This window comes from Aeromonas sp. 604443 (assembly GCF_049170315.1).
Lineage (GTDB): Bacteria > Pseudomonadota > Gammaproteobacteria > Enterobacterales > Aeromonadaceae > Aeromonas > Aeromonas veronii_A.
The window spans coordinates 419,995-441,635 of record NZ_JAAKMI010000002.1 but is presented as its reverse complement, the minus strand read 5'-3'; the positions used below and the strand labels follow the sequence as shown (position 1 = coordinate 441,635).

Genomic DNA, 21,641 nt, shown 5'->3' with positions numbered 1-21,641 from the left:
CCACTATGAGTACGGGGATGGCGGTCATTTATCTGGCACTCTTCGTCATCCCATTGCTGGCGGGGCTGTGGCAACTGCTGGCGGAGGGGATGGCCGCCTCTCATCTCGCCTTGCTGCTGGCCCAGCCAGGCCTGTGGCACTCCGCTGCGCTGAGCCTGTGGATTGGCGCCGCCTCCACCCTCGGCAGCCTGCTGTTGACCTCCTTGCTGCTGGCCCACAGCGACAGCCGGGCTTTCGGGCTGCTCCGCCGCCTGCTCTCGCCCATGCTGGCCATGCCCCACGTCGCCTTTGCCATCGGTTTTGCCTTTTTGCTCGCCCCCTCCGGTTGGCTGCTGCGGCTCATCTCGCCAGCTCTGACGGGGTTTGATCTCCCCCCCGATTGGCAGACCATCCGCGACCCTTGGGGGCTCGGGCTGATTGCACTGCTCGTTTTCAAGGAGACCCCCTTTTTGCTGCTGATGGCGATGGCCGCACAACAGCCCATCTTGCTGGCACGCCAGCAGTGGCTGGGGGCAAGCCTCGGTTTTAGCGCCCCCCAGATCTGGTGGCGCCTGCTGCTACCGGCGCTCTGGCCCGCCCTGCGCCTGCCCATCTATGCGGTGGCGGCCTACGGTGTGGCGGTGGTGGATCTCGCCCAACTGCTCGGGCCCGATGCCCCCGCCCCGCTGGCGGTGCGGTTGTGGCTCTGGTATCAGGACCCGGATCTGCTCTGGCGCGGCGCCACTGCCAGCGGCGCCCTGCTGCTGCTCGCCATCACGGCGCTGCTGATCGCCATGCTCAGATTACTGGAGTGGCTTCATCAAGAGGTGAGCAAAGGCTGCTGGCTCGATGGCAAACGGGCTGCGTCCCACTCCTTTGCCAACCGGCTCGCAGCAGGCTCTGCATTCACTCTGATCACCGTCAATCTGGCGGTGCTGGTGGCCCTGCTGCTCTGGTCGCTGGCGCGCCGCTGGCCCTTTCCCGCCCTCTGGCCCAGCCAGTGGAGCAGTCACTACTGGCTGGATCTGCTGCCAACACTGCTGCCACTGCTGGCAACCAGCGCACTGCTGGCACTGGCGAGCGGCTTGCTCGCGCTGATGATGGCGGTGCTGAGTCTGGAGGCACAAGCCGGCCGCCGCCCCTGGCCACTCTGGCTTATCTGCCTGCCACTGTTGCTGCCGCAGGCGAGCCTGCTGTTTGGCATCCGGATCGGGCTGGACTGGCTTGCACATGACGCGATAAGCAGCGGCATTGGCTGGAGCTGGGTGCTCTGGAGTCAGCTGCTGTTTGTCTTTCCCTATGTCTATTTGTGCCTGCACGGCCCCTATCGCCAGTTCGATCCGCGGATCACCCAGAGCGCCCTGCTGCTGGGGGCAACGCCATGGCGAGCCTGGTGGCAAGTGAAAGCGCCGCTGCTGGCGCGCCCGCTGCTGTTTGCCTTTGCGGTGGGGGCTGCGGTGAGCCTGGCCCAATACCTGCCGACCCTGCTCTTTGGCGCAGGCCGGGTCGCCACCATCACCACCGAAGCGGTGGCCATCGGCAGCGGCCTCAACCGGCGACTGGCGGGGCTATACGGTCTGCTGCAACTGCTGCTGCCGCTCGTTATCTATCTGCTGGCGCTCTGGCTGCCGGCGCGGATCAATCCGGCGCTCAAGGGGGGCGGCTCACGATGAACTCTCATGATGGAAACAGCCATATGCTGAGCACCACGCCTCTTCGGCTTTACCTTGATGAAAATCTGCTGCTCTCGCTGCCCGCCCTGCAAGTGGCCCCCGGCGAGGTATTGACCCTGATGGGGCCAAGCGGCTGCGGTAAAAGCTCCCTGCTGGCGGGGCTGGCCGGGGTACTGCCCGGCGCGCAGACAGATAGCGGCCCGATCCGGCTTGAGGGGGAGGTAAGGCTCGGCGAGCGGCCACTCAACACCTTGCCTGCGCAAGCGCGGCGCATCGGCATGCTGTTTCAGGATGACCTGCTGTTCGACCATCTGACGGTGGCGGAGAACCTGATGTTCGGTATGCCTGCGACCATCAAGGGAAAACGTGCGCGGCGGGAAAAGGCGCTGACCGCATTGGCACAGGTCGCACTGGCGGATCAGGCTGACAAGCTGCCACAACTGTTGTCAGGGGGTCAGCGAGCGCGGGTCAGTCTGCTGCGGGCGCTGTTGGCGGAACCCGACGCCCTGCTGCTGGACGAGCCCTTCTCCCGCCTCGACAAGCCGCTGCGGACCGCCTTTCGCGAGCTGGTGTTCGCGCAGATCAAGGCGCTGGCCATCCCCGCCATCCTGGTGACCCACGATGCGGAAGACGCACCGGGCACCATACTCAACCTCACCGAATGCCACTGTTAACCGAGGAGTGTTCACCTTGTTTGATCGCCATCTGATCCCCGTGATCCGCAGCCCCCTCACCCAGCTTGCCAAACCGCTCTGCCGCGCCGGGATCAGTGCCAATCAGGTGAGCCTCACCGGCTTTGCCATCGGCATGTTGGCGCTGCCGCTACTGGCCTTTGGCTGCTATCAATGGGCGCTCGCAGCCATTCTGCTCAACCGGCTGCTGGACGGGCTCGATGGCGCCGTGGCGCGGGAAACCGGCATCACCGATTGCGGTGGCTTTCTCGACATCACCCTCGACTTTATTTTCTACGCCGCCGTGGTGCTGGGCTTTGCCCTCGCCGCCCCCGCCAATGCGCTGCCCGCCGCCACCCTGCTGTTTGCCTTTATGGGCACCGGCTCGAGCTTTCTGGCGTTTGCCATCATGGCGGGCAAGCGGGGCATCGACAATCCGGTCTACCACCACAAATCCCTCTACTATCTGGGCGGCCTCACCGAGGGGAGCGAGACCATCGCCCTCTTTGTGCTGATGTGCCTGTGGCCCGCCGCCTTCGCCCCGCTCGCCTACGGCTTTGCCCTGCTCTGCGCCATCACCACCCTGACCCGACTCTGGAGCGGCTACCACACTCTACGTCCCCCCCAGCCATAAACAGCACAGCCCTCACCGGAGGGCTAATCCATCGCACGATGAATTGGCGGCAAACAAGGCACACGGAACACTTGCACGGGGATGACAATGTTTTACCATGACGGCACTTTTATCAGTCTCTTTGAGAACCCTATGCGTCGCCTTGCCTCTCTTCTCACTCTGTCGTTATTCCCCCTGCTCGGTGGCTGCAGCAGCGCCCCAGCGCCAAAGCCCGTGGTCGTCCCCCAGCCCAAGAGCGCCTTTATCAATCAGGCGCCATCCAGCAAACCCGTTTATACACAAGGGGTTAGCAAGGGGGACTTCGCCAATCGCCCCAACGTGGACAGGTTCGTCCAGAAAATGGTCGAGAAGCACGGTTTTGACAACGCCCAGCTGCATCAGGTGCTGGCACAGGCAGAGCGTTACGACTGGATCATCCGCCTGATGGATGCCCAGGCACCGACCACCGCCAAGCCCACTGGCCCGACCGGCGCCTGGAACCGCTATCGCGCCAAGTTCATCACCCCCGACAACGTACAGAACGGCGTCAACTTCTGGCGTGAATACGCAAGCGAGCTGAACCGGGCGGAGCAGATCTACGGGGTGCCGCCGGAGATCATCGTCGGCATTATCGGGGTCGAGACCCGCTGGGGCCGGGTTATGGGCAAGACCCGCATTCTGGATGCACTGGCCACCCTGGCGTTTGATTACCCGCGCCGCGCCGAATTCTTCACGAGCGAATTGGAAGCCTTCCTGGTGATGACCCGCGATGAGGGGATGGATCCCACCGAACCCAAGGGCTCCTATGCGGGCGCCATGGGCTACGGCCAGTTTATGCCCTCCAGCTTCCAGCGCTATGCGGTGGACTTTGATGGCAACGGCCACACCAACCTGTGGGATCCGGTGGATGCCATCGGCAGCGTCGCCAACTACTTCAAGGCCCACGGCTGGGAGAAAGGGCAACCGGTGGCGGTGCGCAGTCAGGGCCAACTGCCCGGCTATGAGCATGGCTTCCAGACCCGCTACCCGGTCGCCACCCTGCGCCGCGCAGGGCTCACCCCCACCAGTAGCCTGGGCAACCACAACGAAGCGAGCCTGCTGCGCCTCGATGTCGGCACCGGCTACCAATACTGGTACGGTCTGCCCAACTTCTACACCATCACCCGCTACAACCACAGCACTCACTACGCCATGGCGGTGTGGCAGCTGGGGCTGGCGGTGAAGGCGGCGCGCTGATAACTCGCTGGCATAAAACAGACAATGAAAAAGGAGCCATCATGGCTCCTTTGTTATATCCAACGTTCCACCTCATCAGGGGCTCAAGGATGGCTACCTGATTTAGACGCCTGCCTTGGCCAGCGCAGCAGAGACGATCTGCTGGGCCTCTTGCTGGATGAGGTCGAGGTGCGCGTCGCCCTTGAAGCTCTCCATATAGATCTTGTAGATGGACTCGGTGCCGGAGGGGCGCGCCGCGAACCAGCCGTTCTCGGTCACCACCTTGAGACCGCCGATGGCGGCATCGTTGCCCGGCGCCTTGGTCAACTTGGCGATGATGGGCTCACCGGCCAGGGTTGAGGCTTCCACCAGTGCCGGATCCAGCTTGGAGAGCACCGCTTTCTGGGCACTGTTGGCCGGTGCGTCGATACGACGATAGCTGGAGCGGCCAAACTTGGCTTCCAGTGCGTCGTAGTGGGCCTGCGGATCCTTGCCGGTCACCGCCAGAATTTCCGCCGCCAGCAGCGCCAGAATGAAACCGTCCTTGTCGGTGGTCCAGACGGTGCCATCTTTGCGCAGGAAGGAGGCGCCCGCGCTCTCCTCGCCGCCAAAGCCGAACTCGCCGCTGTAGAGGCCATCCACGAACCACTTGAAGCCGACCGGCACCTCTTTCAGGGTGCGGCCAATCTCGCCGGCAACCCGGTCGATCATCGAGGAGGAGACCAGCGTCTTGCCGACGGCCGCATCCGCAGACCAGCCGGTACGATGGGTAAACAGATACTGGATCGCCACCGCCAGATAGTGGTTCGGGTTCATCAGGCCTGACTTGGTGACGATGCCGTGACGGTCGTAGTCAGGGTCATTGCCAAGGGCGATGTCGAACTTGTCCTTGAGCGCGATCAGGCTCGCCATGGCGAACGGGCTGGAGCAGTCCATCCGGATCTTGCCGTCTTTATCCAGGGTCATGAAGGAGAAGGTCGGGTCGACCTTGTAGTTCACCACCTCGATATTCAGGCCGTAGGTCTTGGCGATGACGTCCCAGTAGGCGACACCGGAGCCGCCCAGCGGATCGACACCGATCTTGATGCCCGCGTTCTTGATGGCATCCATGTCCAGCACGTTCTTCAGATCATCCACATAGGGGGTGACATAGTCGTGCTCGACCACGAACGGGCTCTTGAGCGCTTCGGCGAACGGCATCCGTTTCACGCCAGCCAGACCCGCTTCCAGAATCGCGTTGGCACGGTCCTCCACCCACTTGGTGATCTCCCCTTCGGCGGGGCCACCGTGAGGCGGGTTGTACTTGAAGCCACCATCTTCCGGCGGGTTGTGGGACGGAGTGATCACCACGCCGTCAGCACGGGCAGCCGGTTTGCCTGCATTGTGGCGCAAGATGGCGTGAGAGATGACAGGGGTCGGGGTAAAGCCGAGGCCAGCCTGAATGCGGGTTTCAACGCCGTTGGCGGCCAGCACTTCGACGGCGCTGGCAAAGGCGGATTCGGACAGGGCGTGAGTATCCATGCCGACAAACAGCGGGCCAGTAATGCCGGCCTGCTGGCGATACTCCACCAGGGCCTGGGTCACAGCCAGAATATGGGATTCGGTAAAGGCGCTGTGCAGGGCGCTGCCGCGATGGCCGGAGGTACCGAAGGCAACTCGCTGCTCGGGGCGGCTCATGTCCGGCTTGTTGAGGTAGTAGGCGCTGACCAGACGGGGGATGTTAGTCAGATCGCTTAAACGGGCCGGTTGACCGGCGTGGGAATGCTGAGCCATGGCGTTTTCCTTGCGTAATGGCGGCCTTGCCGGGCAAGGCCTGAGTCTTGAAGAATCGTTAAATGGCGCCACACACCTGCGCGATCACCTCTTCGCCATAGCCCATGCTGGCCATCAGCTGGGCAACCATGTTCTGCTTGCGGCTGGTGTTGGTGTTGGTGATCACCCAGAACGGGGTCTCCGGTACCGGCTTGGGCTTGGTGGTGCTACCACTGGCGCGCAGAGCCTCGGGATCCTGCGAGAAGTAGACGCGCTTGCGCCCCTTGATTTCGGTGGCCTGGGTAAAGCCTTCCGGGTTATCCCGGTAGAGGGTACTCAGCACCAGCATGAAGCGGTTGATGGACTTCTCTTCTTTTTGCAGCTCACCAGAATCGAGCAAGGCTTGCAGCCCTTGTTGGGTGGCTACGGTACTGGGCTGCGCGACAGCAACGGGCTCGGCAACCGGCACACGTTGGTGAGCAGGCTGTTCCAGCAGACGGCGCAGGATATCGGAGGCACTCTCACCAATGTGCCGGGTCTGGCTGGCGATATAGAAGTAGAGATCGTCATCAAGCTCGATGGTTTTCATAGGGATGCGCTGGACTCGTCGAAATTCGGATGCGGCGATTATACATAGGCAAACCCGACAGCCCAAGCAAGGGGCTGGCAGATGTACATGAATCTCATCGAGAATACGGCATAATAGCGGGCCAAGTGTGTGATCAGCCGCACTGATAGCCGATCCGGACGGGATTTTTTAGAAAAAAAACCACATAAAATCCCAATCCATTGGACGAAATCCTTTTCTTTCCAGTGCGTTAAATAAAACAGCGATACGCACCCACGACCGACAAGGTGTCATTTTGCAACAAAACAGCATATTGAACTTCAAGGAGCAGGGTCAGGGGCCGGCGGTCATTCTGATCCACGGCCTGTTTGGCAGCCTCGACAACCTCGGCCTGCTGGCCCGTGCTCTCTGTGAACAGTACCGGGTCATCAGCGTCGATCTGCGCAACCACGGAGCCTCCTTTCATAGCAGCGAGATGAGCTATCCGGCGCAAGCGGCCGACATCCTGACCCTGATGGATCGGCTGGAGATTGCCGAAGCGGCCCTGATTGGCCACTCGATGGGTGGCAAGGTGGCGATGCAGCTCGCCAAGCTGGCGCCAGAGCGGGTGACCAAACTGGTGGTGGCCGACATGGCGCCGGTCGCCTATCCCCACTCCCGCCACCAGAATGTCTTTGCCGGACTCAACGCCACACTGCGCACGCCGCCGCAAAGCCGCAGTGAAGCGGAAGCCATGCTGGCGCAGCATATCGAGATCGCCGGGGTACGCCAGTTCCTGCTCAAATCCTTCGCCAAAGGTGAATATGGCTGGAGTTGGCGCTTCAATGTGCCCGCCCTTGAGCAAAACTACGCCAACATCATGGGCTGGCCAGAGGATGAGCATCGCTTCGAGGGGCCAGTGCTCTTTATCAAGGGGGGGGATTCCGATTACATGCAGCCCCAATACAGCGAGACGGCACTGGCCCAATTCCCGGCGGCAAAGGTGCGTGTCATCGCGGGTACCGGCCACTGGTTGCATGCGGAAAAACCGGCTCTGTTCAACAAATTGGTTGTGGATTTCCTGTCGACAGGCGGTTAACAGTTTCAAATCCTTTGTGATATAGTGCGCCGGTCATAAGGAGTGTGCGCAATCCATGCTAAGTGAACATATCGACCTGATCGAAAGTTTGGGCCTCAAGTTATTCTTTGTGGCCATTTTCATATTGATTGGCCTGGCCATTCAGGACGTGCTCAAGCGCGGCAACGTGCCCCGTTTCGGTCGTTTTATCGTCTGGTTGGTACTGTTTCTGGGTTGTGCGGGTTTTGTCGCCAAGGGGCTGATCGAACTGGGCTGGGAAGGCTCAGGACTCGGCTAACTTATTTTCATCTGTGATGTATGGCCAAACAGCAAACTGATCGAACAACACTGGATCTGTTCGCAAATGAGAAGCGCCCCGGCAGGCCAAAGACCAATCCACTCCCCCGCGAGACCCAGCTCAAGATCAACAAGCGTAACCAGCTTAAGCGCGATCGGGAAAATGGGCTGAAGCGGGTAGAGTTAAAGGTGGAGGCCGAGTTGCTGGAGCGCCTGAACCAACTTGCGTTACAACAGAACATCAGCCGAGCCGAGCTGATCCAATCTATCCTGAAACAACAGATTGAGTCCGCCTTTGCGGTGGACATTGCAGTCTGAGCGTCGAGCATTAACACCAAATACGGGTAACTAAACACTATGGCAAGTGTAGGTCTGTTTTTTGGCAGCGATACCGGTAACACCGAAGCTGTCGCCAAGATGATCCAGAAAGAGCTGGGCAAAAACCTGATTGAAGTCCGTGACATCGCCAAGAGCAGCAAGGCCGACATCGAGAGCTTTGATCTGCTGATGTTCGGCATCCCGACTTGGTACTACGGCGAAGCCCAGGCCGACTGGGACGACTTCTTCCCCGATCTGGGCGAAATCGACTTCACCAACAAGCTGGTCGCCATCTTCGGTTGCGGTGATCAGGAAGACTATTCCGAGTACTTCCTCGACGCCATGGGCACCCTGCGCGACATCGTCGAAGCAAAAGGCGCCATCATCATCGGTCACTGGCCGACTGCCGGCTACGAGTTCGAAGCCTCCAAGGCACTGGTCGATGACAAGCACTTTGTCGGTCTGGGTATCGATGAAGATCGCCAGCCGGAGCTGACCGCCGAGCGCGTCAAGGGCTGGTGCAAGCAGCTGCACGAAGAGATGTGCCTGGGCGAGCTGGAGTAATCCGCCTCCCTTCATTTCTCTGACAACAAGGGCCCCGACGGGGCCCTTGTTGTATCTGCAAGTGGCAATGCCTGCCTTCATTCTCCCCTGTTATTCACCTCTGTGCTCCGGTTTGGCTCGCACATAGAGGGTGCGCTTGACCTGCGCCACCAGTTCGCCGCTCTTGTCCTGCACCGAGACCTCGAATTCTGGGAAGTGTTTGTTGCCACCTTCGGTCGCCGCCACGATTTCGGCCAGCTTGCCCTCGGTCAGGTTAAACTCGGCCACCAGCTTGCCCTTGCCCGGCTTGATGTAGTTGATGCTGCCCGCCTTGTCCCAGACGTAGTAGCGATTCTTGAAGTAGCCCATCAGCATCAGCGGATAGATGGGGTCAGTCATGGCAAACATGCTGCCGCCAAACTGGGTGCGGTTGGCATTCTTGTTCCACCAGCGGGATTTCAGGGTCACCCGACAGTAGCGAAAGTCATCGCTCAGGGTCTCTATCTTGATACCGGCCCCCCAGAAAGGGGGCCAGGCGTTGAGTGCGCGGCGCACCCAGGCCGCATTGTCAAAAAGCCAATCCATGGATCTCATCCGACCAGAAATATGAAAGTTACATCTTATCAACATCTGCCATGCCAGCAAGTCGGACGACACGATTGATTATTTCAATCCAACCGGCCATTTATGGCTAAACCCCTTGAATTGCTGGGTTTATTTTTAGGGAGGCTACGACCTATAATGACAGGCCAAGCGAGTTCAAGGTTGCCATTCCTGCGGCAGTCCATCAGAATAACCCCACCTTCGAGAATGCGAATAAGTAGAATATGGCAGACAACAACCAAGCGTTAAAAAAGGCCGGGCTCAAGATCACCTTGCCCCGGGTCAAAATCCTGGAAATCCTGCAACAGCCGGACTGCCAGCACACCAGCGCCGAAGATCTCTATAAAAGACTGATCGACCTGGGTGAAGAGATTGGTCTCGCTACCGTCTATCGCGTTCTCAACCAGTTTGATGATGCCGGTATCGTTACCCGTCACCACTTCGAAGGTGGCAAGTCGGTATTCGAGCTGGCCACTCAGGAGCACCACGACCACCTGGTTTGCCTCGACTGCGGCAAGGTGATCGAGTTCTCCGACGAAGTGATCGAACAGCGTCAGCGCGAGATCGCCAAGAAATTCAATATCCGTCTCACCAACCACAGCCTCTACCTCTACGGTCATTGTGCTACCGGTGAGTGCAAGCACGACGAATAAGTCGCCCGCGACTTGCAGATAACGGACAATAAAAAAGCCAGCATCAGCTGGCTTTTTTATTGTCGGCGCAGGCCGCTGGCAGCACACAGGGCAGGGTTTCCCCTGCCCCATCGGCTTAGCCTTCTACCTTGCCCCAGGAGTCGCGCAGGGCAACGGTGCGGTTAAACACCAGATGCTCCGGGCTGGAGAGCTTGTTGTCGGCGCAGAAGTAACCTTCACGCTCGAACTGGTAAGCTTGCTCCGGCTTGGCGTTCTTCAGGGAAGCCTCGACACGGGCACCCTCGATGATCACCAGGGATTCCGGGTTCAGCGCAGCTTCGAAGTCATCCTCGGCGCCCGGGTTCGGCACCTTGAACAGACGATCGTAGAGACGCACTTCCGCTGGCAGGGAGTGAGTGGCGCTGACCCAGTGGATCACCCCTTTCACCTTGCGGCCATCGGCCGGATCCTTGCCCAGAGTCTCGGGGTCGTAGGAGCAGTAGATGCAGGTGACTTTGCCATCGGCATCTTTCTCGATGCGCTCGGCCTTGATCACATATGCATTGCGCAGACGCACTTCCTTGCCCAGCACCAGACGCTTGAACTGCTTGTTCGCCTCTTCTTTGAAGTCCGCTTCGTCGATGAAGATCTCGCGGGTAAAGTTCAGCTCGCGGGTACCCATCTCGGCATTGCTCGGGTGGGCCGGGGCAGTCAGCACTTCGTCGGCAGCCAGGTTCTCGATGACCACTTTCACCGGATGCAGCACGGCCATGGCGCGCGGCGCATGCTCGTTGAGGTCTTCACGGATGCAGGCTTCCAGCATGCTCATCTCGACGATGTTGTCCTGCTTGGTGACGCCGATGCGCTTGCAGAACTCGCGGATGGAGGCCGGGGTGTAACCACGACGACGCAGACCGGAGACGGTCAGCATGCGCGGGTCGTCCCAACCATCAACATGCTTCTCGGTCACCAGCAGGTTCAGCTTGCGCTTGGACATGACGGTGTATTCGAGGTTCAGACGAGAGAACTCGTACTGACGGGGGTGGCAATCGATGGTGATGTTGTCCAGCACCCAGTCATACAGACGACGGTTGTCCTGGAACTCCAGGGTACAGATGGAGTGGGTGATCCCTTCCAGCGCGTCCGAGATGCAGTGGGTGAAGTCATACATCGGGTAGATGCACCACTTGTCACCGGTCTGGTGGTGGTGGGCAAACTTGATGCGGTAGATAACCGGATCACGCATCACCATGAAGGGGGATGCCATGTCGATCTTGGCGCGCAGGCAGGCGGTGCCTTCGGCGAACTCGCCGTTCTTCATCTTGGCAAACAGCGCCAGGTTCTCTTCCACGCTGCGATCGCGGAACGGGCTGTTCTTGCCGGCTTCAGTCAGGGTGCCACGGTACTCGCGCATCTGCTCGGGCGTCAGCTCGTCCACATAGGCCAGACCCTTTTCAATCAGCTCGATGGCGTAGCCGTGCAGCTTGTCGAAATAGTCGGAGGAGTAGCAGATCTCGCCATTCCACTGGAAGCCGAGCCACTGTACGTCCTGCTTGATGGACTCTACGTACTCGATATCTTCCTTCACCGGGTTGGTGTCATCGAAACGCAGGTTGCACTGGCCCTGATAGTCGCGGGCGATGCCGAAGTTCAGGCAGATGGACTTGGCGTGGCCGATATGGAGATAACCGTTCGGCTCGGGCGGAAAACGGGTATGCACGCTGCTGTGCTTACCGCTGGCCAGATCTTCATCAATGATCTGACGAATAAAGTTAGTTGGGCTGTTCGCCTGACTCATGGCTCACCTCAAAAAAGCGTCACTGGCGGAAGTTGTGCCGGCTGGCACCCTCATCCCCCCGCCGTCAAGCCGGGTATGATCCCTTATTACGGGCGCTGTCTCAACCTGAATTTGGCACTTCCGGGCCATTTCCCGGCCATTGCACCGCTAAAAACAGCGTGGCTTGGCACATTGCACACCAAATGCATAAAAAAGCCCCGCACTAGGCGGGGCTGAAAGTGATGAAAAACACAAAACAGACAATTACACACAACAAAGGCTCACACGCACAGTCAACCTTTCCCAAACCCGATGCGCCATCGCCCTTGGGAAAGGCGGGTCTTGCGACCCACCTCATGTTAACGGTTGACTGCTATCAGTTCAGTTCGGTGACGCGGCTGGTGCGCTTGCCATCGAAGCTGATGGTACGCAGGTAGACCTTGCCATTCACGCTCGGCTTGGCCGCGGCGTCATAGGCACTCCAGTTGGTACCGTCCAGGCTGTACTGGATGGGCAGACCCGGCAGATCCACGTTCGCTTCCAGCACACCGTTCACTACCTTGGCACCCGGTACGGAGAGGCGGTATTCAACACCGGCCTGATCCAGTTTCGGCAGCACGCGCTGACCCAGTACGTTGGCAAACTGGTTCCACTCTTTGTTGAGGGTGGCCTTGTTGACGAACTTGGTCTCGCCGGAGAACTCGCGGTTCTTCACGTAATCCAGCTCGAAGCCACCTTTGTGCCAGGCACGCTCGGCCACGGAGAAGATACGCGGGTAGACCATGTACTCGTACTGAGCATCGGTACGCACGGTTTCACTCCACTGCTGACCGGAGATCCCCTTGAACTTGACCGGATCCTGGTCACCCTTGGCCACGAAGGCGTTGCCGTCGCGGTCAACCGAGGTCTCGGCGTTCTGCGGCAGGTTTTCCGGGGCGAAGGCAAACACCTTGCGAGTGTCGTTGAAACGGGTAGCCCAGTAGTAGCCACGCTCGGCCGGGTGTACTTCGTTCGGGAAGTCGAAGTAGAGGTAATCCGGGTTGGACAGCACCACTTGGTAACCCTTGTGGGCCCACTTCATCGCTTCATTGAAGCCACCCCAGTAGAGGGTTTCCCAGAAGTTGACACGGGTGTTGTCGGTGGCGAAGTCCTTGGCACCGCTGGCGTACTTCAGACCATCTTCCCACGCCTGCAGGGTAGAGAAGCCGCGGTCTTTGACCATCTGGCCCACTTCCTTGGCGAAGTAAACCGGCAGCTCGCCCACTTCCTTGATCTTGCCTTCGTCGATCATCTTCTGGCACATCGGGGACTTGCCAAACGGCTTGTCCTGCTTGCTGGAGTCGACGTTGCCTTTCCAGGCGACCAGCTCTTCTTTCTTGGTGACGGCCGGATCCTGATAGCCACCGCCCTGCATGATGTTCTTCGCCTCATCACCACCATAGTGCCATGCGGTCAGCGGCTGACCGGCGGCCTGGTGCATCTGGGCAACTTCATCCATTACCTTGGCCACGAAGGTGGCAGCACCCGGCTGGCAAGGGTTGATGAAGGACATCTTGTCGTAGAACTGGACGGAGGTGACGTTGGAGGTGTCAGCCGGGTCAGTCAGACGGAACTGGTTGGCTTCGGCTTCTTTGCCTTCCGCCATCAGACGCTTGTAGCGCGCTTCCATGGAGACCACGGCAGCACGAGCGTGGGCCGGCATGTTGATCTCGGGGATCACGGTCACACCGCGGGCCTTGGCATAACGCACCAGATCCACGTAGTCAGACTTGCTGTAGAAACCGGAACCCTGGTTGTCGCTGGTCGGGCCGGAACCCAGTTGCGGCATCAGGCACTTGGTTTCGGACTCGTCGTGGCAACGCTGGCTACCGACCTGGGTCAGCTCCGGCAGACCCGGGATCTCCAGACGCCAGCCTTCATCGTTGGTCAGGCCAAGGTGCAGCACGTTGAGCTTCATGGCAGACATCTGGTCAACCAGCTTCTTCATGGTATCCAGACTGCGGAAGTGGCGGGCCACGTCGGTCTGCATGCCACGGTATTCAAAGCGCGGCGCATCTTCGACGGTCATCGGGCTCACCAGCTTGTCATCAACACCCAGCAAGGAGATCAGGGATTGTGCACCCCAGAATGCCCCGTCGATGTCGCGACCCTGGATCACGGTGCCCTTCTGACCGATGGTCATGTCATAGCCTTCAGCCTGCTTGAGCTTGCTGCCGAGCTTGATGGTCACCGGGTAGCCGGTGTCGGAGAGGGTAACACCCAGCTTGGTCAGTTGAGCCTTCAGGGCCTCGGCGCGATCGCTCGGCAAGTCCAGGGCATTGAGTTTGATGGTGGAGAAGTCAACCTGCGGACCAGCTTTGACGACCTGCTTCATCGGGGTCGGCAGGATCTGGTTGTCAATCTTGCCAGCCGGCAGCAGGGTGCTGGTCTGGTTGGCCGCGAAACGGGTTTCGCTGTTCATCAGGATGTTCTTGTCATCCTTGGTACGCTTCCAGCCATCGGCCGGCATCGGCTTCTCGTAGGTGCTGGCATCATTGATGTTGCTCATGCTGGCCAGTACTTTCGGCTCGGCACCTTCGCTGGCGACATACCAGTTCGGCATGATGTCAGACTCAAACAGCACCCAGTATTCCACCACCAGCGGCACTTCGACCGTGGCATCCTTGGCAAAGCCCTGGAACTTCTCGGTTGGCGTCAAACGATAGAGATCGCCGGTCAGGTGAGTGATGGTGAACTGGTCGTTATCCACACGCTGGATACGACGGATGGAGGAGACGTAGATGCTCCAGTCTTTGGAGGTGACGTCAGCACCGGTATTGGTCAGGTGCAGCTTGGCAACGCCACAGCTCGCCCACTCGGAACCGAGCGCCTGGCAATCGAGGCCGGCACCGGCACCGTCGTTGGTGACCACTTCATACTTGACCACCAGGTTGTTGGCGAGGGAGTCGACCACAGCCTGCTTGGCGGCATCGGCTGCCTGGACCTGGCTGACAAAAACGGTAGACATGGCAATGGCTAACAGAGAATGTTTCAAGTTCATAACTGCTGCTCTCATTTGAAGTAAAGGTTGGATTTTCTTGGCTTTTTTATATGGGGCCCCTGAGCGGGGCCCTTAGTTATGTCAACAATGGACTTAGACTTGAGGTGAGCGAGTCGCTCGATTAACGCAGGGCTTTCATCTCACCGGCGATGATTTCGGCCAATGGGCCCAGAATCACCTGCAGGTTCTGCTCACCGAGTTTGACCACACCGGCTGCACCCAGGGCTTTCAGCTTGCGCTCATCGACGATGCTGCGGTCTTTCAGAGTCAGACGCAGACGGGTGATGCAGGCATCGATGGAGACCAGGTTCTCTTGACCACCCAGCACTTCCAGGTATTGCTTGGCCAGCTCGGTACGGTTGGTAGATTGAGCGGCAGCCGGAGCAGTCTCTTCGTCATCTTCACGACCCGGGGTTTTCAGGTTCAGCTTGGCAATCACTACGCGGAACACGGTGTAGTAGAGGCCGAAGAAGACCAGACCCTGAGGGATCAGCATGTACCAGTTGGTCGCCAGCGGGTTACGGCTGGAGAGCACCATATCCACCAGACCGGCACTGAAACCGAAACCGGCCATCCACTGCATGGAGGCAGCGATGAACACGGAGATACCGGTCAGTACGGCGTGGATGACATACAGTACCGGCGCCACGAACATGAAGGAGAACTCGAGCGGCTCGGTAACACCGGTGAAGAAGGAGGCAAAGGCAGCTGCGATCATGATGGAAGCAACTTTCTCTTTGTTCTCTTTCTTGGCGGAGTGGTAGATGGCCAGAGCGGCACCCGGCAGACCGAACATCATGATGGGGAAGAAGCCAGCCTGGTACATACCGACCACGCCTTTCACCTGATCCAGGCTCTTGCCAGCGGCCAGAGCAGCATCGATAGTAGCCTGACCACCCAGGAAGTTCGGGATGTCGTTGATACCGGCCACGTTGAACCAGAATACGGAGTTCAGGGCGTGGTGCAGACCGATCGGGATCAGCAGACGGTTGAAGAAGGCGTAGATACCGGCGCCGGTAGAGCCCAGGCTCACGATGGACTCACCGAAGGAGACCAGACCACCGTAGATTGCCGGCCATACGGCCATCAGGATGAAGGATACGACGATCATCACCACGGAGGTTACGATCGGTACCAGACGACGACCGGAGAAGAAGGAGAGTGCCTTGTGCAGTTCGACGCTGCTGAAGCGGTTGTACAGCTCAGCGGCGATAACACCACACAGGATACCCACGAACTGGTTGCTGATCTTGGCAAACGCGGCAGGAACCTGCTCCACCGGGATGCTCTTGATCTGGGCCACAGCGCCCGGGCTCAGCAGGGTGGTAACGACCAGGAAGCCGACCAGACCTGCCAGAGCAGCAGAACCGTCTTTATCCTTGGACATACCGTAAGCAACACCGACTGCGAACAGTACGGACATGTTATCGATAATGGCTGCGCCCGCTTTAATCAGGAAGGCAGCCAGCGCACTGTCACCACCCCAACCATTCGGGTCAATCCAGTAGCCAACCCCCATCAGGATCGCTGCGGCAGGCAATACCGCTACCGGCACCATCAGGGCACGGCCGATCTTTTGCAAATAACCGAGAATGTTCACGGTTCCTCTCCTTAGTTAATGTTTTTCTAGAAATTAAGTGCTTATCACGTTTGACGCATAAGCCATCAAGGCTTGATTGGCAGTCTAGGGCTTTTATTTCGCTGCGCAAATTAATAAACCGATAATCGTGATCGTTATCACCCAAACAAGATAAAGGTGGTGGATAGATGTGGCTTAGTTCGCAATCTTTATTTACGCTATAAAACAACTTGAATCCGTCTTAGCCAATTGCCACCGCCAAACCGGTCGCAACCCGACACAGAGGTATCCCATATGCGCCTGATCCCGTTGAAATCTGCCAGCCAAGTAGGCCTGTGGTCTGCTCGTTACATCGTTGACCGCATCAACGCGTTCAAGCCGACCAGCGATCGCCCTTTCGTACTGGGCCTGCCCACCGGTGGCACCCCGCTCAACACCTACAAGCGCCTGATCGAGTTGCACAAAGCCGGTGAAGTGAGCTTCCAGAACGTGGTCACCTTCAACATGGACGAGTACGTCGGCCTGCCGGAAGATCACCCGGAGAGCTACCACAGCTTCATGCACAACAACTTCTTCAGCCACATCGACATTCGTCCCGAGAACATCAACATCCTCAACGGCAATGCCGAGGATCTGGTGGCCGAGTGCAAGCGCTACGAAGACAAAATCAAGTCCTACGGCAAGATCCACCTGTTCATGGGTGGCGTGGGTAACGACGGCCACATCGCATTCAACGAGCCGGCTTCTTCCCTCTCCTCCCGCACCCGGGTCAAGACCCTGACCGAAGACACCCGCATCGCCAACTCCCGCTTCTTCGGTGGCGACATGGAGCAGGTGCCCAAGCTGGCCCTGACCGTGGGTGTCGGCACCCTGATGGATGCGGAAGAGATCATGATCCTGGTCACCGGGCACGGCAAGGCACTGGCCCTGCAGGCCGCCGTGGAAGGCAGCGTCAACCACATGTGGACCATCTCCACCCTGCAACTGCATCCGAAGGGAATGATGGTGTGCGACGAGCCCTCCACCATGGAGCTCAAGGTCAAGACCGTTCGCTACTTCCAGCAGCTGGAAGCCGCCAACATCGGCCGTCTGTAAGGAGTCGTCATGTACGCATTGACCAACTGCACCCTCTACACCGGCAGCTGCGTGCTGACCGGCTACGGGGTGCTTATCGAGGGCGACAAAATTGTCGCCATCTCTCACCTGGCCGAACTGCCTGCGGGCATCGAGCAGATTGACCTCAAAGGCGCCAACCTGACCGCCGGTTTTATCGACGTCCAGCTCAACGGCTGTGGCGGAGTGATGTTCAACACCGACATCACGGTCGAGACCCTGGCAACCATGCAGGCGGCCAACCTCAAATCCGGTACCACCAGCTTCCTGCCGACCCTGATCACCAGTCCGGATGCCGACATGAAGCAGGCCGTTGCGGTGACCCGTGACTACATGGCTGCACACCCCAACGAGGTGCTGGGCGTCCATCTGGAAGGGCCTTACACCAACCTCAAGCGCAAGGGGATCCACCCTGCCGCGCAAATTCGCCAGCCAGCGGACGAGATGATCGACTTCTTCTGCGCCAACGCGGATGCCATCACCAAAATCACCCTTGCTCCGGAGCGCAACGAGCCGGCCCATATCCGCCGTCTGGTGGAAGCGGGCATTCTGGTCTCGGCCGGTCACACTGCCGCCAGTTACGATCAGGCCATGGCCGGGTTCGATAACGGTATTCGCTTTGCGACCCACCTCTACAACGCCATGACGCCGACCCTCAACGGTCGCGAGCCGGGCGTGGTGGGCGCCATCTATGATCGCAAGGATGTCTACGCGGGCATCATCGTCGATGGCCACCATGTGCACTGGGCCAACGTGCGTCTGGCTCACAAGGCGCTGGGGGAGCGACTGGTGCTGGTCACCGATGCCACCGCGGCAGCCGGTGCACCGGAAGGCTTTGAGAAATTTGATTTTTGTGGCACCACCGTCTTTTTACGCGATGGTCAGTGTGTCGACGAGAATGGTACACTCGGCGGTTCCTCCCTCACCATGATTGAGGGGGTGGAAAATCTGGTCAAGCAGGTCGGATTACCGCTCGATGAAGCACTGAGAATGGCCAGCCTCTACCCCGCTCGCGCCATTGGATGGGACTCACGTCTCGGTAGTATCCAGGTCGGTAAAGTAGCCAACCTCACTGTCTTCGATCAGGACTTCACGGTCCGTGGGACCGTGGTTAACGGACACTACACACAACAGTGACATCATGACTGGCGGACAAATAGCAAACGTAGATCTTATCAAGCAGGTCAACAGTGCAGCCGTGTATCGGCTCATCGACCTGCAAGGCCCCATCTCCCGGGTCAAGATTGCCGAGTTGAGTCAGCTGGCCCCGGCCAGCGTGACCAAAATAACCCGGCAACTGATCGAGCATGGCCTGATCAAGGAGACCTCTCCGCAAGCCTCAACCGGCGGGCGGCGTGCCATCTCCCTGACCACCATCAAACATCGCTTTCAGTTTGTCTCTGCCAAGCTGGGCCGCGGCTACCTGCAACTGAGTCTCTATGACCTAGATGGCAAGGAGCTCGACCAGCACGTCATTCAGGTGACCGAGATCGACCAGCAACCCGTGGTCGACATGCTGCTGCGGGAGATTGGCGCCTTTATCGATGCCAACCGCGAACGCTGTCGCAACCTCATCAGCATCGCGCTGACCATGCCGGGTCTGGTCAACCCGGAATCCGGCATGGTCATCTACACCCCCAAGTACCAGATCCGTAATCTGGGGTTAGCGAAGCTGCTTGAGAACCACTTCAACCTCCCCTGCTACGTGGGCAACGACACCCGCTCGCTGGCACTGGCCGAACACTTCTTCGGCGAGTCCCGCGACTGCATGGACTCCATTCTGGTGAGCGTCCACCAGGGGACGGGCTCCGGGATCATCACCAAGGGTCAGGTGTTCCTCGGTCAGAACCGCAACGTTGGCGAGATCGGCCATATTCAGGTCGAGCCACTCGGCAAACGCTGCCACTGCGGCAACTTCGGCTGCCTCGAGACCATCGCCTCCAACGAAGCGATAATCGACAAGGTGAAAGAGCTCATCAGCCGCGGTCACCAGAGCGCGCTGCAGGAGAAGCACATCACCATTCAGGAGGTGTGCAAGGCGGCGCTGGCGGGCGATGAACTGGCCCGCAGCGTCATCGAGAACGTGGGTGAGCATCTGGGACGGGCGGTGGCGATTACGGTCAACCTGTTCAACCCGCAGAAGGTGCTGATCGCCGGAGAAATCACCGCCGCCGAAGAGCTCCTCTTCCCGGCCATTCGTCGCTGTGTCGAGCATCAATCCCTGCCGAGCTTCCACCGTGGCCTGCCCATCGTGAAGGCCCGCTTCCAGAACCAGCCGACCTATGGCGGCTTTGCGCTGGTCAAGCGCGCCCTGCTGGAGGGAGATCTGCTGCAGATCATCATGGAGCAGAAGTAAGACACTGATCTTGCTAGATAACAAAACGGCAGCCAGTGGCTGCCGTTTTCTATTGTGTGCTTGCTAGCGGTTTAGCCCGCCCGACATGGCTTGAACAGATCCAGCTTGTTGTCGTAAACACTCGTCTGCACATCCATGATCCCCAGCATGGAGTGAAAGAGGTTGTCATGGGAGAAGCGCTGACTGCTCGCCTCCGCCGCCAGGCAACCCATATCAAGCTGGCGATCGGCCTGTAACTGGGGCGAGAACCAGGTCAGCAGCGGCACCCGGGTCTGATCATCCGGCGCAAACTTGTAGGGCGTGCCGTGCAGATAGAGCCCCATGGCCCCAAGGGATTCGCCGTGATCGGAGAGATAGACCAGTCCCACATCGTACTGGCTCTCCAGCGACTTGAGCTTGTCTATCAGCAGTCCCACCACCTTGTCGGTGTAGCGGATGGTGTTGTCATAGGTGTTGACCAGCTCTTCGTTGCTGCAGTTTTCAATGTCGCTACGCGGGCAGTCCGGCATAAAGACGCGCTCGCTGGCAGGGTAACGACGAAAATAGGTCGGGCCATGGCTGCCCATCAGGTGAAAAGCCACCAGCTTGTTGCCCTTCATGCCGGCAATCTGCTGATCCAGCCCCTCCAGCAGCACCTCGTCATAGCAAGACTCCCCCTGACAGAGCGCAGGATAGGATTTGGGGAGGATCTCGATGGTCGGCACATTGCGGCACACCCCTTTACAGCCGCCATCGTTCTCTTTCCACAATACCGAGACTCCGGCATGTTGCAGCACATCGAGCAGGCCGTCACGGGAGCTGGCAAGCTGGTCATCGTAACCGCGGCGAGTGAGGTTGGAGAACATGCAGGGCACCGAGACGGCGGTGGCTGTACCGCAGGAGCGCACATTCCTGAACGACACCACCCCCTGCTCTTTTGCTGTAAAGCTGTTGGTCGCCTTGCCATACCCGTTAAGGGAGTAGTTCTGGCTGCGCGCCGTCTCCCCCACCACCAGGAACATCAAAGTCGGCTTGCTTCCCCGGGCCACCACCCTGGCATCTGTCCCCAGATGCTGGTAGGGGATCGGCGTGGCAAACAGCACATCCCGCCCATATTTGTAGAGGCCGTGCACATAGTTGGCGGGCACAATCTCTTTGGCCAGCGACTTGTTGTTGCGCCCGACCGAGGCGTAATCCTGATAGTAAAGTGACGCGACGCCCCCGATAAACAGCAGAGAGATAGCCAGTGCACCAGCCCGCCACGCCAACCCCTGATACCAGCGAGCCGGATAGCGGATCCGCAGTGACCAGAGCACCAGAACAGGCAGCAGCCCGGTCAGCAGAAACCAGAGCGCAACCGAGCCATTCAAATAGGCACCCGCCTCACCACTGTTGGTCTCCACTATGTTCTGGATCATGCCGGCATCAAAGATGACACCGTATTTGAGCATGGCGTAGCTGACGATGGAGCCAGTCAGAATGAGCACGGTAAAAAAGGGCTTGAGCACAAACCGGAACGTGAAGGGAATAAACACGGCATTGAGCGCAGCGATCAGCACCAGCGGGATCGAGATGGCAAATCCGGCTTTGACATGGGTCAGGGCGCTGAGCACCGTATAGAAATGCAAAAAGATTGGCCAGTTCAGTACCAGGGCGAAAAAGAGCACCAGCAACAGATTGGTCTGCAGTACACCGAGAGTTACACGCATAAACAACTCCTACATACCGGCCTGCAGCGCAGCGGGCCGGCCAAGCCAACAAAAACGACGGGGCCAGCGTAGGAAGTAAAACTTAAGCGCGAATTAAGAGGAGAAGCACGGCGCTCGTGCGCCCCATCACAGCACGGGGTGCTCCGTAGCCCCGAAATGGATTTTTA

General features: G+C 59.1%; 19 protein-coding genes. 12 read left to right on the top strand and 7 right to left on the bottom strand.

The annotated features are described in order from the left end of the window. The first annotated feature begins 17 nt into the window (after positions 1–17). The 4 genes from G5380_RS05570 (at position 18) to mltB (ending at position 4,172) form a co-directional block, all read left to right on the top strand. Entirely contained in the window at positions 18–1,652 is a 1,635-nt protein-coding gene (locus G5380_RS05570; protein WP_421231798.1) for an ABC transporter permease, read from the top strand. A gap of 23 nt (positions 1,653–1,675) precedes the next feature. Beyond that, positions 1,676–2,326 (top strand): ATP-binding cassette domain-containing protein, encoded by a 651-nt coding sequence (locus G5380_RS05565; RefSeq protein ID WP_421352488.1) that lies wholly within the window; start codon positions 1,676–1,678, stop codon positions 2,324–2,326. Between the two features lie 16 nt (positions 2,327–2,342). Further along, positions 2,343–2,957 carry a CDP-alcohol phosphatidyltransferase family protein gene (locus G5380_RS05560; RefSeq protein ID WP_042010154.1) on the top strand — a complete coding sequence of 205 codons (615 nt, stop codon included), beginning with the start codon at positions 2,343–2,345 and terminating at the stop codon, positions 2,955–2,957. Positions 2,958–3,089: 132 nt separating this feature from the next. Further along, a complete protein-coding gene (gene mltB / locus G5380_RS05555) occupies positions 3,090–4,172 on the top strand; it encodes a lytic murein transglycosylase B (protein WP_202001272.1) in 1,083 nt (360 codons plus the stop codon). A gap of 102 nt (positions 4,173–4,274) precedes the next feature. Here the strand turns inward: mltB and pgm are convergent, their stop codons facing one another. Continuing rightward, the gene (gene pgm / locus G5380_RS05550) at positions 4,275–5,924 is read right to left on the bottom strand and encodes a phosphoglucomutase (alpha-D-glucose-1,6-bisphosphate-dependent) (RefSeq protein WP_021231101.1); all 1,650 of its coding nucleotides are present in this window, start codon (positions 5,922–5,924) and stop codon (positions 4,275–4,277) included. Positions 5,925–5,982: 58 nt separating this feature from the next. Continuing rightward, entirely contained in the window at positions 5,983–6,492 is a 510-nt protein-coding gene (seqA, locus tag G5380_RS05545; RefSeq protein ID WP_005350541.1) for a replication initiation negative regulator SeqA, read from the bottom strand. Between the two features lie 274 nt (positions 6,493–6,766). On the opposite strand from seqA, the gene G5380_RS05540 reads away from it, so the two are divergent. Genes G5380_RS05540 through fldA form a run of 4 tightly spaced genes read left to right on the top strand, consistent with a single transcriptional unit; the run spans position 6,767 to position 8,707 of the window. Then, entirely contained in the window at positions 6,767–7,549 is a 783-nt protein-coding gene (locus tag G5380_RS05540) for an alpha/beta fold hydrolase (protein WP_421205777.1), read from the top strand. Between the two features lie 55 nt (positions 7,550–7,604). Further along, positions 7,605–7,826: a DUF2788 domain-containing protein gene (locus G5380_RS05535; protein WP_005334296.1), complete on the top strand. Its 222-nt coding sequence runs from the start codon at positions 7,605–7,607 to the stop codon at positions 7,824–7,826. Between the two features lie 20 nt (positions 7,827–7,846). Next, entirely contained in the window at positions 7,847–8,143 is a 297-nt protein-coding gene (gene ybfE / locus G5380_RS05530) for a LexA regulated protein (RefSeq protein ID WP_005334297.1), read from the top strand. Positions 8,144–8,182: 39 nt separating this feature from the next. Next, complete coding sequence (gene fldA, locus G5380_RS05525; RefSeq protein ID WP_005334298.1) at positions 8,183–8,707, top strand: flavodoxin FldA; 525 nt, start codon at positions 8,183–8,185, stop codon at positions 8,705–8,707. Positions 8,708–8,797: 90 nt separating this feature from the next. On the opposite strand, the gene G5380_RS05520 is transcribed toward fldA, so the two are convergent. Next, a complete protein-coding gene (locus G5380_RS05520; RefSeq protein WP_058056010.1) occupies positions 8,798–9,271 on the bottom strand; it encodes a DUF4442 domain-containing protein in 474 nt (157 codons plus the stop codon). A 242-nt stretch (positions 9,272–9,513) separates the two neighbouring features. On the opposite strand from G5380_RS05520, the gene fur reads away from it, so the two are divergent. Then, positions 9,514–9,942, top strand: a complete 429-nt coding sequence (gene fur, locus G5380_RS05515; RefSeq protein ID WP_005334301.1) for a ferric iron uptake transcriptional regulator — start codon at positions 9,514–9,516, stop codon at positions 9,940–9,942. A gap of 115 nt (positions 9,943–10,057) precedes the next feature. Here the strand turns inward: fur and glnS are convergent, their stop codons facing one another. From glnS to nagE, 3 genes are all read right to left on the bottom strand, one after another. Continuing rightward, complete coding sequence (gene glnS, locus G5380_RS05510; RefSeq protein WP_005334302.1) at positions 10,058–11,719, bottom strand: glutamine--tRNA ligase; 1,662 nt, start codon at positions 11,717–11,719, stop codon at positions 10,058–10,060. A 355-nt stretch (positions 11,720–12,074) separates the two neighbouring features. Then, a complete protein-coding gene (locus tag G5380_RS05505; RefSeq protein WP_181224396.1) occupies positions 12,075–14,738 on the bottom strand; it encodes a beta-N-acetylhexosaminidase in 2,664 nt (887 codons plus the stop codon). A gap of 121 nt (positions 14,739–14,859) precedes the next feature. Next, entirely contained in the window at positions 14,860–16,338 is a 1,479-nt protein-coding gene (nagE, locus tag G5380_RS05500) for an N-acetylglucosamine-specific PTS transporter subunit IIBC (RefSeq protein ID WP_076492426.1), read from the bottom strand. A 273-nt stretch (positions 16,339–16,611) separates the two neighbouring features. On the opposite strand from nagE, the gene nagB reads away from it, so the two are divergent. The 3 genes from nagB to nagC are packed head-to-tail and all read left to right on the top strand — an operon-like array spanning position 16,612 to position 19,786. Next, complete coding sequence (nagB, locus tag G5380_RS05495) at positions 16,612–17,412, top strand: glucosamine-6-phosphate deaminase (RefSeq protein ID WP_005334308.1); 801 nt, start codon at positions 16,612–16,614, stop codon at positions 17,410–17,412. A gap of 9 nt (positions 17,413–17,421) precedes the next feature. Next, a complete protein-coding gene (gene nagA / locus G5380_RS05490) occupies positions 17,422–18,567 on the top strand; it encodes an N-acetylglucosamine-6-phosphate deacetylase (protein ID WP_021231107.1) in 1,146 nt (381 codons plus the stop codon). 4 nt (positions 18,568–18,571) lie between these two features. Continuing rightward, positions 18,572–19,786 (top strand): DNA-binding transcriptional regulator NagC, encoded by a 1,215-nt coding sequence (gene nagC, locus G5380_RS05485; protein ID WP_101530951.1) that lies wholly within the window; start codon positions 18,572–18,574, stop codon positions 19,784–19,786. Positions 19,787–19,857: 71 nt separating this feature from the next. Here nagC and G5380_RS05480 read toward each other — a convergent pair whose 3' ends face one another. Then, a complete protein-coding gene (locus G5380_RS05480; RefSeq protein WP_421230653.1) occupies positions 19,858–21,474 on the bottom strand; it encodes a phosphoethanolamine transferase in 1,617 nt (538 codons plus the stop codon). Positions 21,475–21,641 lie beyond the last annotated feature (167 nt).